General features: G+C 30.3%; 7 protein-coding genes. All 7 read left to right on the top strand.

The genetic code is table 11. The annotated features are described in order from the left end of the window. Window positions 1-50: 50 nt before the first annotated feature. Window positions 51-2,447 (top strand): response regulator, encoded by a 2,397-nt coding sequence (locus DFR66_RS07190; protein WP_242008645.1) that lies wholly within the window; start codon window positions 51-53, stop codon window positions 2,445-2,447. A 242-nt stretch (window positions 2,448-2,689) separates the two neighbouring features. Continuing rightward, window positions 2,690-6,877 (top strand): chemotaxis protein CheB, encoded by a 4,188-nt coding sequence (locus tag DFR66_RS07185; protein ID WP_114754163.1) that lies wholly within the window; start codon window positions 2,690-2,692, stop codon window positions 6,875-6,877. A gap of 283 nt (window positions 6,878-7,160) precedes the next feature. Then, the gene (locus DFR66_RS07180; protein ID WP_114754162.1) at window positions 7,161-7,355 is read left to right on the top strand and encodes a hypothetical protein; all 195 of its coding nucleotides are present in this window, start codon (window positions 7,161-7,163) and stop codon (window positions 7,353-7,355) included. A gap of 339 nt (window positions 7,356-7,694) precedes the next feature. Next, window positions 7,695-8,036: a DUF892 family protein gene (locus DFR66_RS07175; RefSeq protein ID WP_114754161.1), complete on the top strand. Its 342-nt coding sequence runs from the start codon at window positions 7,695-7,697 to the stop codon at window positions 8,034-8,036. 534 nt (window positions 8,037-8,570) lie between these two features. Next, on the top strand, window positions 8,571-9,044 hold the full coding sequence (locus DFR66_RS07170) for a Dps family protein (protein ID WP_114754160.1): 474 nt from the start codon (window positions 8,571-8,573) through the stop codon (window positions 9,042-9,044). A 401-nt stretch (window positions 9,045-9,445) separates the two neighbouring features. Continuing rightward, the gene (locus DFR66_RS07165; RefSeq protein ID WP_114754159.1) at window positions 9,446-10,489 is read left to right on the top strand and encodes a glycoside hydrolase family 130 protein; all 1,044 of its coding nucleotides are present in this window, start codon (window positions 9,446-9,448) and stop codon (window positions 10,487-10,489) included. Further along, window positions 10,482-12,884, top strand: a complete 2,403-nt coding sequence (locus DFR66_RS07160) for a glycosyltransferase (RefSeq protein ID WP_114754158.1) — start codon at window positions 10,482-10,484, stop codon at window positions 12,882-12,884. The genes DFR66_RS07165 and DFR66_RS07160 overlap by 8 nt, the downstream gene beginning before the upstream one ends. Window positions 12,885-13,145 lie beyond the last annotated feature (261 nt).

Genomic DNA, 13,145 nt, shown 5'->3' with positions numbered 1-13,145 from the left:
AATTATTCGTTAATAATACGCAACATTCAAACTTTTATTTTACAATTAAAATGATAATAAATAGCCCAGTTAAAATTTTATTAGTCGATGATTTACCTGAGAATTTGTTTGCTTTAGAAGTAATCCTTTCTGATCAAAATTATACATGTGTAAAAGCGAACTCTGGTAATGAGGCCTTAAAAATTCTGTTGCACCAACAAGATTTTGCCATCGTATTAATCGATGTACAAATGCCTATGATGGATGGTTTTGAAACCGTAGAATTAATTCGCCAAATAGATAATTTAAAACATGTTCCGATTATTTTTTTAACGGCGAGCATGGATAATTCTCAACAAATTTTCAAAGGATATCAGGCAGGTGCTGTTGATTATATGATTAAACCACTTTCGCCTGAAATACTAAAAGCTAAAGTGGCTGTTTTTGTTGATTTACATACTAAAAATCAGGAATTATTAGTTCAGGCAGAACTACTAAAAAAACTTAATACCGATCTTACTGCTCAAAAATTGCGTTCTGAATATTCGCTAAGTCTTATAGAAGCTAGTTATGACCCTTTATTTGCAATTAGTACATCAGGGAAAATAACTGATATGAATAATGCAACAGTAAAAGCAACCGGAGTAGTACGTCAAAAATTAATTGGAACCGGTTTTTTTGATTATTTCACTGAACCGAAAATGGCTCATGATGTATTTCAAAAAGTATTTAAAGATGGTTTTATTGCTGATTCTCCACTAATCCTTCGTCACGTAAACGGCAATTTGATCCACGTATTATTTAATGGTTCCGTATACAAAGATGATAAAGGAAATATACTGGGAGCTGCAATTGTAGCTAGAGATGTGACCAATCAAAAAAGAATTGAAACAGAATTGATTGAAGCAAAAATATTTGCAGAAAACTCCACTTTAATAGCTGAAAATGCAGTAAAAGCAAAACAGCAATTCTTGGCTAATATGAGCCATGAAATCCGTACACCAATGAATGCAATTATTGGATTTACAAAAGTGATTCTTAGAACAAATTTGACGGACAAACAAAATGAATATTTAAACGCAATAAAAATAAGTGGTGATACACTAATAGTACTTATCAACGACATCCTCGATTTAGCTAAAGTAGATGCTGGCAAAATGACGTTTGAAAAAACGCCTTTTAAAATGAAATCTTCCATTGCTGCAATGCTTCATTTATTTGAAACCAAAATTCAGGAAAAAAACTTAAAATTGATTAAGGAATACGATACTAATATCCCCGATGTTTTGATGGGAGATCCTATTCGTTTGCATCAAATCATTTTAAATTTAGTTAGTAATGCCGTTAAATTTACTACTAAAGGAAAAATTACCGTTAGCGTTGATTTAATAAACGAAGATAATGAAAAAGTAATCCTCAAATTTTCTGTAACCGACACAGGAATTGGCATCTCCGAGGAAAAAATAGGGACTATATTTGAAAATTTTCAACAGGCAACAAGCGAAACTTCCAGATTGTATGGAGGAACTGGACTGGGTCTTGCAATTGTAAAACAATTATTAGAACCACAAAATGGAACGATCCGTGTAGAAAGCACTATTCATAAAGGCTCTACATTTAGTTTTACATTGCCTTTTCAAAAAACAAATTCAAATGTTGAAATAGAAAATGAATCAGCAGAAATAAATTCAGAAATGAAAAATATTAGAGTATTAGTGGTAGAAGACATTGCTCTCAATCAATTGCTAATGAAAACACTTTTAGATGATTTTGGATTTGAACTTGATATTGCAGAAAATGGTAAAATAGCGATTGAAAAACTCCAAGAAAATGAATTTGATATCATATTGATGGACTTGCAAATGCCAGAAATGAATGGATTTGAAGCTACAAAATACATTAGAAATACAATGCAATCAACAATCCCAATTATTGCATTAACTGCTGATGTTACAACCGTGGACGTATATAAATGTAAAGCCGTGGGAATGAATGATTACATTGCTAAACCAGTGGATGAAACAGTGTTGTATAATAAAATTTTAGGAACATTAAAAAAATCTAAACAAGATAAAAAAGAAGAAATTAGTGCTACACAAATTAAAAAAATAAAATACACTAATCTAGAATATTTACATCGAAGGACTAAATCTAATCCAAAATTAATGATGGAAATGATCTCACTATATTTAGCACAAACTCCTCCATTAATAACTACAATGAAACAAAGTTTAGCCGAACAAAATTGGCAATTGTTAGGCGCCGCCGTACACAAAATGGTACCTTCATTTTCAATAATGGGAATAGGGTCAAATTTTGAAAATATGGCAAAAAAAATTCAAGAATTAGCAACTGCACAAGAACAATTAGAAGGAATACACGATTTAGTATTACAACTCGAAGAAGTTTGTCTGCTAACTTGTATCGAATTACAGGAAGAACTTAATAATATAAAAGAAAACAACTAACCACTAGCAATATTACTTTGAGTTTTAATATTTAAATAAACATTTTTATTTAAAATGAAATCAAATAGATAAAGTATATCTTTACATTAGAGAGTGAAAAACAAAATGTATTAAAAAACAATTGTTAATTGTTTGGTATATTTTTTTTAGAGCTATATAATATCAATTAGGTTAAAGAAATAATTTTAATAAAATTTTACAGTTTGAAAACCAAACTGAAAATTTAAAATACAGACCTAAAAATGAAATTAGTCCAAAAGCCCACTCCTAAAAAATTGGCAACTGAAAAAGAAATCGAAAAAAAATCTTTTACTGTTGTAGCAATAGGCGCCTCAGCTGGAGGTTTAGAAGCTTTTAGCCTATTACTAAAGAAATTACCTCCCAATACTGGCATGGCTTATATTTATGTACAACACCTTAGCCCTGACCATAAAAGTTTACTAACCGCAATACTTTCTAAGATAACTACTATGAAAGTTCAGGAAATAGACAACATGGAGAAGATGGAACCCAATAATGTTTACGTGATTCCGCCTAATAAAGTAATTGAGGTTGTTAATGGCCACATTAGACTGCATCCCCGCATCAAAGAAAATATTCCTAATCTAACAATTGATGTTCTTTTTTCATCGTTAGCTGAAACGCACAAAGAAAATGTTATTGGTGTAGTACTTTCCGGTTATGCCAGTGATGGTATGATAGGGCTAAAAGCCATCAAGGATGCTGGTGGAATAACTTTTGCACAAGATGATACAGCGCAAGCGAGTAGTATGCCTAATTCAGCTATCACTTTAGGTGTGGTAGACTATATTTTGCCACCTGAAAAAATTGCTATTGAGTTAATAAAAATCAGCAAAAAGGGAATTCCTGCCATTTCTGGAAAAGAAAAAAACAAACAAAAAGAAAATACTAAAGAAATAACGATCGAAAACAATAATTTCGATTTAAATACCATTTTTGAACTATTACTTAAAGAAACCGGAGTAGATTTTAGTCACTATAAAATGCCCACCATAAAGAGACGAATAAATCATAAAATGCAACAATATGGAATAAAAACGATTCCAGAATATGTAAAGCTTTTACTCACTACAAATAACGAAATTGAAATTCTTTACACGGACTTATTAATAAATGTGACCAGTTTTTTTAGAGAAAATGAAACCTTTAATTTTTTAAAAACAAATCTTTTTCCAAAGTTATTAAGTGGTAAATCCTCAGAAGAAACACTGAGAATATGGGTTCCGGCTTGTTCCACAGGGCAAGAAGCTTATTCTATTGCAATGATTATTGCTGAACTACAAGAACATAAAGCAAATAAGATTCCGGTACAAATTTTTGCTACTGATTTAAGCGAAGAAGCAATCAAAGTTGCTCGCATTGGAGAATATTCACAAAGTGATATCGATGTAATTCCTAAAAAGTATATATCTCGTTTTTTTACTAAAGAGGGAGATAATTATCGTATTGTAAAAGAACTTCGTGAAATGTGCATATTCGCACCTCATAATATTTTACGTGACCCACCTTTTTCTCGTATGGATTTTGTGAGTTGTTGTAATCTTTTGATTTATTTTGATTCAGCTGCACAGAAAAAAGTCTTTGCATCCCTTCATTTTGCATTGAATGATGGAGGTTTTTTAATGTTAGGCAAAGCCGAAAGCACAGGAGCTTCCTCACCACTATTTACATTAATAAATAATAAATTTAAGATCTATTCCCGAAAAAATAATTTGGGAGTTAGAAAGATGCTTGAATTAACACCACGTTTTACGCGTACTAACATGTCCAGTAAAAAACCAAATATTTCCTCAAAAAATATAAGTGTAAATCAAGAAAGTATCGAAAACGCTATTGATTCAACACTTCTAGCCAATTATATGCCTGCATGTGCAGTTGTTAATAAGGACATGGAAATCATTCAGTTTAGAGGTTCCGTTTCCTCCTATCTTGAACATTCTTCTGGAAAAGCGAGTCTTAATATTTTGAAAATGGCCCGACCAGAATTTGCTTTTGAACTTCGCAATGCTATAAATAAAGCATTAGAAACAAAACAAACTGTTTATAAATCCGGTATTGAAATAAAAATTGACTCCATTTTACGAATGATGTCATTTGAAGTTTGCCCGCTTATTATTGAATGGGACGAACCATTATTGCTTATTGTGTTTAAACCTCAGGAACTTGTAGAAAATTTTATTGACAACAATTTAGACAGGAACAGTAATACCACACTCAAAGATTTAAAAATAAAAAAACTGACGGAGGAACTCAATAGTGCACGCACAGAAATGATTGCTATTGTTGAAACTCAAGAAACTATTTATGAGGAGTTACAAGCAGCAAATGAAGAAATAGTTTCCTCAAATGAAGAATTTCAGACTTTGAATGAAGAGCTTGAAACCTCAAAAGAAGAAATTGAAGCCACTAATGAAGAACTTATTTCTACCAATTTAGAATTACAAATGCGTCATGATTTACTAATAGAATCCCATGAATATTCAGAAGCTATTATTGCCACCATTCATGAACCCATGCTTATTCTTAATAAAAATTTCCATGTAATTTCAGCTAATAAATCTTTTTATAAAAAATTTATGGTGGATAAGGAGGAAACTGAAGGGAAACTATTATTTGATTTAGGCAACAAACAATGGGATATTACACAACTTCGTGAAGTTCTAAATAAAATTTTTGAAAAAAACAGTAGTTTCGAAAATTTTGAAGTTACTCACTCTTTCTGTGGAATTGGAGAACGAATAATGTTGCTTAATGCTCATTTAATTATTCAAAAGAAAAATAGTGAACCATTGATTCTTCTTGCCATTGAAGATATTACAGACCGATCTCGATATTATCTAAAAGAAAAATATTCACTCAGCTTAATTGAAGCAAGCCTGGATCCCTTGACCACTATAAATAATGAAGGTAAAATTACAGATATGAATCGGGCAACTGTAAACATAACTGGTTTATCCCGTGAAAAACTAAAAGGATCAGATTTTTTCGGGTATTTTACGGAACCTGCAAAAGCTCGAGCTATTTATAAAGAAGTATTTGCAAGAGGTTATATTACCAATTCTCCTCTTAAACTTCGTCACAAAAGTGGAAAACTAACTGATGTTTTACTAAACGGATCCGTTTACAAAGATGACAAAGGAGATGTAATAGGTGTCGTTATTGTTGCCAGAGATGTAACTGATCAAAAAAGAATTGAATCAGAACTGATAGAATCTAAAGTTTTTGCAGAATTAGCCACTTTAGTAGCTGAAGACGAAAAAACAAAAGCTGAGCAAGCCACACTAGTTGCAGAGAATGCTATGAAAGCAAAACAACAATTCTTGTCTAATATGAGTCATGAAATTAGGACGCCTATGAATGCAATTATTGGATTTACAAGAGTAATATTAAAAACAGAGTTGTCTGATAAACAAAAAGAATATTTAAATGCAATAAAAATAAGTGGTGATACTCTAATTGCACTAATTAATGACATTCTTGATTTAGCAAAAGTAGACGCGGGTAAAATGATTTTTGAAAAGAAACCATTTAAAATGGCTGTTTCATTATCATCAATGCTTCAATTATTTGAGACAAAGATTCAGGAAAAAAATTTAAAACTAATCACTAATTATGACCCTAAAATACCTGAAGTTCTTTTAGGAGACTCTATTAGATTACACCAAATCATATTAAATCTGGTTAGTAATGCCGTAAAATTTACGTCTAAAGGCAAAATAACAGTAAGCGCTACTATATTGTTTGAGGAAGAAGAAAAAGTAATTATTGAATTTGAAGTTACTGATAGTGGAATTGGTATTCCCGAAGATCATATTGATGTAATATTTGAAAACTTTCAACAAGCAACAAATGGAACTTCTCATCAATATGGCGGAACTGGTTTAGGATTAGCAATTGTAAAGCAATTAGTGATATCCCAGGGCGGAAGTATTCGTGTCAAAAGTAAAATCGATGTAGGCTCAACATTTAGTTTTACATTACCTTTTGAAAAAACACAAAATTTTTCGGATTTAGAAACTGATTTAATAGGCACTTATACTCCTTTAAAAAATATCAAAGTATTAATTGTTGAAGATATCACTCTCAACCAATTATTGATGAAAACAATTTTAGAAGATTTCGGTTTTGAACGAGATGTTGCTGAAAATGGAAAAATTGCCATCGAAAAACTACAGAATGATTCATACGATATTATTTTAATGGATCTACAAATGCCAGTCATGAATGGATTTGAAGCCACTGAATATATTAGAAAAACTATGAAATCAAAAATCCCGATAATTGCTCTTACTGCTGATGTAACTACAGTAGATTTAGGCAAATGTAAAGCCGTTGGAATAGATGATTATATCGCCAAACCTATTGATGAAAAATTACTATTTGCAAAAATATTTGAGCTCACAAAGTAAAACCCACTGAACTAAAATTTAAAAAATCAATTGGTAGTCTTCAAGAATATTTATAAAACTTAAAACCTAACATTTTAGATTCATTTTTTTTTGTGTGAATGATATAACTTTTATTGACAATTATGTAACACTTTTAGTGTCTAACCAAAATACATTTGCTTTGTAATTAATTCGAGTACGAATGTTTGAAAAAATGAAATTCAAATCATTTCTCTTTTAACCAAGTAGGCATCAAATGTTAGCATGAAAATAATTACAAAATCAATCTTTAAAAAATAAAATTATGAATCTTAAAAGAATCTTTGGAGCATTACTTACAGCATTAGGAATAGGTGGTCTTATTTATACCGCAGTTATATTTGCAAGTACTTCAGGTGGAACAACAGATGTTAAATCATTAATCATTTACGGCATACTAGGTATTATTTTCTTCGTATCAGGAATTAGCTTGGTTCGTACTACAAAAGACGAATCATAATCTATTGCTCTGTTATTGATGTTTAAACCCCTCCTACTTGGGAAACGTTAGAATTATATATAGCTTTAATTTTTTCCTTTTAGTTTATAAAAAATTTCCAAAAACGAATTTACACTTATATCGTTTAAATTTTAAATACTAATTACTTCTCTTTTCTTTTTTAAATTAGTTAAGAGAAGTTTTTTATACGTTACAAATACCACATTTTCTAAATTAAACCTTCCCTTTTTCTAATAATGTATATGTGAATGTTACAATTCATTCTATAAATTATATAATTGATTTAATATTAAAACACAGAACTTTACTAAATAAGTTTAATCTATTAAATAGAACCAGATGAAAAGTACAGCTACCAAATCTATCAAAAAAGGAAAGTTGCAAGAAGGTAAAGGAAATTCAGAAGATTTTATACCTGAAAACAACGGAGATTCACGCAATATTTTTGTAGAGGAATTAAAAGAAATTTACTTTAGTGAAAAAGCACTTATGTTGTCTATTCCTATAATGATAAAAAATGCGACTACTGATGAATTAGTAGCTGCACTCAAAGTTCATTTGCAATTTACAATGGAACATATAAAACGTTTAGAAGATTTTTTTTGTTCAATTGGAGAAACCAATGTCATGTTAAAATATGATGCAATGTACGGGACAATTACGACGAAGGATATAAATTAATAGAATATCAATCCGATAAAAAAATAATGTCATTTTGTTAGATAGTCTGTTTTCTGATTTGCCAGGTTGGCGAAACAGCATCAAGAACATAGGGGTTTTCCAACCTTCCGCCTATGACCAACGAAGTGGTACACGAGCTTGATACCTGTTAATCAGAATATTAAAAAAGATATAAATCTAACTTGATTTTTAAGAGTAATTTTATTTATTCAACCTACCGAATAGATAGAATTACTTTTATGCATATAATAATTTCATTTTCAAACACGGGTACATTACTCATTCACTCGCAGACTCATAAATAGATTCAAATTTTATTACATAACAAAAAAACTGATTCTGTAGCTTTTAAAGTACCATAAAGTGTGAATCATGCAACATTTTTCAACAATTTTATAATACTTATAGAATGGAATAAAATGACCTTTGTAATATTAAAATACTTTAGTAATTGTAGCACAGAGATAAATTAATTTCAAAAAAAGTGTACAGAGCCTAAATAAAATTGCATCTATTTAATAAATTATAGAAAATATGAAACTACAAATTGGAATTACGCAGGAACATTTAAAAAATAGCATTTCAATTCTATCGTCAATTTTAGCAAATGAAATGACTCTTTATGTGAAATTACGAAAATTTCACTGGAATGTTTCTGGAGAAAGCTTTATGGAATTTCATAAATTATTTGAAGGTCAATACATACAATTAGAAGCCTCAATAGATGAAATTGCTGAACGTATCAGCAAATTAGGAGGAAAAACTATTGGAACAATGAAAGAGTTTTCAGATTTAACTATAATTAAAGAATCACCAAATCATTATCCATCTCAAAAAGATATGGTTAAAGAATTATTAGTAGATCATGAAACAGTTATTGTTCATCTTCGAAAAGATATTGACACAAGTACTGATGAAAACAAAGATGCTGGAACAGCAGATTTTCTCACAAGTTTGATGGTAGCACACGAAACAATGGCTTGGACTCTAAGAAGATATTTAGAATAATAAAAGAGATACTAATTATGGAAAATTCAGAAAAAGAAGTTTATTCGGCTTCTAATAGTTATTGAAGAGTTGGTAAAATAACTCCAAAAAAAATTGAAGATGATAAATCTACAACAACAGTAGATTCATAAATACAGTAAAGTAAGGTTGGTTTTTTGGGTTTGGTTAAGGGCTATTGTTTTTACAATAGCCCTTTTTGGTTTCCATAATTAACATGTTGGTTTTTTATAAAAAAACGGTTTTAGTATTTAAAAGCGTGAATACTATAACTTATTCTAAATTTTATATAACACATTTAAGGCATAAGAAATAGACCTTTATATTCTAATACTGACTATGTATTTCCAAAAAAAATAATTTCACTTAAGAATTATTAAATATTCTTTTTCAAAACAATTACCATGATAGCAGTCAAAAAAGAAGGCATTATAATTCAAAAAACGGTACTCGATTTTGAAAATGAAGGTGTACTAAATCCTGCATCAATAAAAGAAGGAAATAATGTCTACCTCTTTTACAGAGCAGTAAGCAAAGGGAACTTTTCAAGTATTGGTTATTGCAAATTAGACGGACCGCTTACTGTTGAAAGCCGAAGTGATTCCCCTATTCTTATCCCAGAATTTGATTATGAATCACATGGCATTGAAGATCCACGCATAGTAAAAATCGCTGATTTATATTATCTAACTTATACTGCCTATGACGGTATAAATGCTTTAGGTGCTCTAGCAGTGTCTAAAGATTTAATAAATTGGGAAAAACAAGGCATAATCGTAGCTCAAATAACCTATCATGATTTTGTTAAACTCACTAAATCTAATAAACCAAAAAGTGAAAAATATTATCGTTACAACAGGCAGAAAGGTGTCAGAAAAAAAGACGGTGGAAAAGTACTACTTTGGGATAAAAATGTAATTTTCTTTCCAAGAAGAATTAATGGTATGCTTTGTTTTCTGCATCGCATAAAGCCAGATATCCAAATCGTTGTCTCAATAAATGAAATAGCCGAACTTACGCCTGAATTTTGGGAAAATTATTTTATTGGTTTTCAAGATTCGATTGTTTTATCACCACAATACAACCATGAATCAAGTTACATTGGAGGTGGCTGCCCACCTATTGAAACAGAATTTGGTTGGTTACTAATCTATCATGGTGTAGAAGATACCATTAAGGGTTTTGTATATTCAGCATGCGCATCATTACTAGACTTACACGACCCTCAAAAAGAAATTGCACGATTACCTTATCCTTTATTTAAACCTGAACTAAGTTGGGAATTAAAAGGAGAAGTTAATAATGTATGTTTCCCATCCGGTACTGCCCTATTTGACGATACGCTCTATATTTATTATGGAGCCGCAGATAAACGTATTGGCTGTGCCTCCCTAAATCTATCAGAATTACTAAAAGAATTAATGCTAAACACCATAAATCATGATTAATAAAATCATTCTTAAACGCCAAAACATTCCCGCTATACCTATTGCAAAGAAAGCCTTTGGGAATAAGCCTAATAATTCTCTTCTTACTAATACAAAAAAGGAGTTACCTGAAATATTATTTATTACAACATACCCGCCAAGAGAATGTGGTATTGCAACGTATTCACAAGATTTGATTGAAGCGCTTAATAATAAATTCCAGGAATCATTTAAAATAAAAATTTGCCCTTTAGAATCAAATAATGAGCAACATACCTATTCTGATGCTATCAAGTATATTCTAAATACAGATTATCCTAATGCCTTTATCAATTTAGCAGATCAAATTAATAGTAATACCAATATAAAAATGGTATTGATTCAGCATGAATTTGGATTGTTCAAAAATAATGAGTCCGATTTAAGGGAGTTTATACAAACACTTCAAAAACCTACTATCATTGTTTTTCATACTGTATTACCCAGACCTAATACCTCATTAAAAGCAAATATTGAAAGTTTAGCAAGTGAAGTACACTCTATAATTGTAATGACAAATTCTGCTGCTTTATTATTAATTAGCGATTACGGTATTGCAAAAGATAAAATTACAATCATTCAGCATGGAACTCATTTAGTTCCTCATTCTGATAAAGAAGAGCTAAAAATAAAATACCATTTAGAAGGAAAAAAAATACTTTCAACATTTGGATTATTAAGCTCTGGAAAAAGTATTGAAACTACTTTAGAAGCATTGCCTAAAATAGTAAAAAAGAATAAAGATGTGCTCTTTCTTATTATAGGAAAAACCCATCCTTCAGTAGTAAAAGAAGAAGGCGAAAGATACCGAATGATGCTTCAAGCTAAGATTGAAGATTTACAACTACAGAATCATGTGCAATTTATAAATCGTTTTTTGCCATTGCCTGATCTTTTAGAATATTTACAACTTACTGATATTTATTTATTTACTTCTAAAGATCCAAATCAAGCTGTAAGTGGAACTTTTTCCTATGCCATAAGTTGTGGATGCCCAATTATTTCAACTCCAATTCCCCACGCGTGTGAAGTATTGAAGAATGATGTGGGTATCATTATAGATTTTGACAATCCAAAACAATTAGCGGAGAAAGCAAATATGCTATTGCTTGATGAACCGTTAAGAATAAACATGGGGTTAAATGGGGTTCATAGAATCGCTCCTACTTCATGGGAAAATGCAGCTATTGCTCACGCAATTTTATTTAAAAAAATAAAACCTAAAGACTTCATCTTAAACTACAAACTTCCAAAGGTAAATCTTAATCACATAAAAAAATTAACAACATCCTTTGGAATGATTCAATTTTCTAAGATTAATCAACCGGATATTGATTCGGGATATACTTTAGATGATAATGCGAGAGCTTTGGTGGCTCTTTGTCAGCACTATGAATTAACTAAGGATTCTAATGATTTGAAATACATTCAGATCTATTTTGATTTTATAAAATATTGTTTGCAAAACGATTTGTATTTTCTGAATTACATCAATGAAGAATATAATTTCACAAAACAAAACTACAAAACAAACCTTGAAGATTCGAATGGAAGAGCTATTTGGGCTTTGGGTTATCTAAATTCAATCAGCAACATTCTTCACGAAGAGTTAGCTAAAGATGCTGCTCTTACCATGGAAAGTGCACTCGTAAATGTTTTTGAAATTCACTCCACGCGAGCAATGGCTTTCATAATCAAAGGAGTGTATTACTATAATACAAAAAACGCGTCAGAAAAAAACATTTCTATAATTAAGAAATTAGCTAACAGACTAGTACAAATGTACAAACACGAAGCTGATAAGGAATGGAATTGGTTTGAAAGTTATCTTACTTATGGTAACAGTATTTTACCAGAAGCAATGCTTTGTGCTTGGTTAGCAACAGATGAATTAATTTATAAAGAAATTGCAAAATCATCTTTTGACTTCCTACTTTCTAAAATTTTTATTGCAAATAGGATTCAGGTGATTTCGAATAAAGGATGGCTTAATAAAAAAAATCAGTTAGAGCCAAATCCTTTAGGAGGCGAACAACCTATTGATGTGGCTTATACAATTCTGGCTTTAGAAAAATTTGCAATTGTTTTTAAGAATGAGGAATACTTGGAAAAAATGGAAACTGCATTCAAATGGTTTTTAGGAAACAATCATTTGCAACAGATTATTTACAATCCTTGTACCGGAGGATGCTACGACGGATTAGAAGACAATTATATAAATCTAAATCAAGGTGCAGAATCAACAGTAAGTTATTTGATGGCTAGATTAACAATAGAAAAAACATTCAAAAAAGCAGAAAAAACTATTCCTATCCCCATTGGAAATACTATTAAGTTGGGGAAATCTTCACTACTAAAAAGCAATCTTACTCATTAATTCAATTTGCAATCGTATAAATTTTATTTAGAGTACTGTTTTTTAATATGTCAAACAATTAAAAATCATAATGGAATAACTCAATTTGGTTCTAAGATTTCAAAAATTAAACCCTTTGACCTTTGAATAATTACATCTGTTTTTTTTTTAATTAAAATCAAGAGTAATGATTCTGATAAAAATAGAAGTATATCCAAAACTTGATTAGAGAAAAATTAATTTTCAAAAGCTTACATCAATAAATTATAAATCAACTTTACA

This window comes from Flavobacterium glaciei, from assembly GCF_003350545.1.
GTDB lineage: Bacteria > Bacteroidota > Bacteroidia > Flavobacteriales > Flavobacteriaceae > Flavobacterium > Flavobacterium glaciei.
This window is presented reverse-complemented; position numbering and strand designations above follow the sequence as displayed.

What these genes read in the sequence shown, in the direction of transcription:
- DFR66_RS07190 (WP_242008645.1), top strand. Translation starts at nt 51, where the DNA reads ATGATAATAAATAGCCCAGTTAAAATTTTATTAGTCGATGATTTACCT.
- DFR66_RS07185 (WP_114754163.1), top strand. Translation starts at nt 2,690, where the DNA reads ATGAAATTAGTCCAAAAGCCCACTCCTAAAAAATTGGCAACTGAAAAA.
- DFR66_RS07180 (WP_114754162.1), top strand. Translation starts at nt 7,161, where the DNA reads ATGAATCTTAAAAGAATCTTTGGAGCATTACTTACAGCATTAGGAATA.
- DFR66_RS07175 (WP_114754161.1), top strand. Translation starts at nt 7,695, where the DNA reads ATGAAAAGTACAGCTACCAAATCTATCAAAAAAGGAAAGTTGCAAGAA.
- DFR66_RS07170 (WP_114754160.1), top strand. Translation starts at nt 8,571, where the DNA reads ATGAAACTACAAATTGGAATTACGCAGGAACATTTAAAAAATAGCATT.
- DFR66_RS07165 (WP_114754159.1), top strand. Translation starts at nt 9,446, where the DNA reads ATGATAGCAGTCAAAAAAGAAGGCATTATAATTCAAAAAACGGTACTC.
- DFR66_RS07160 (WP_114754158.1), top strand. Translation starts at nt 10,482, where the DNA reads ATGATTAATAAAATCATTCTTAAACGCCAAAACATTCCCGCTATACCT.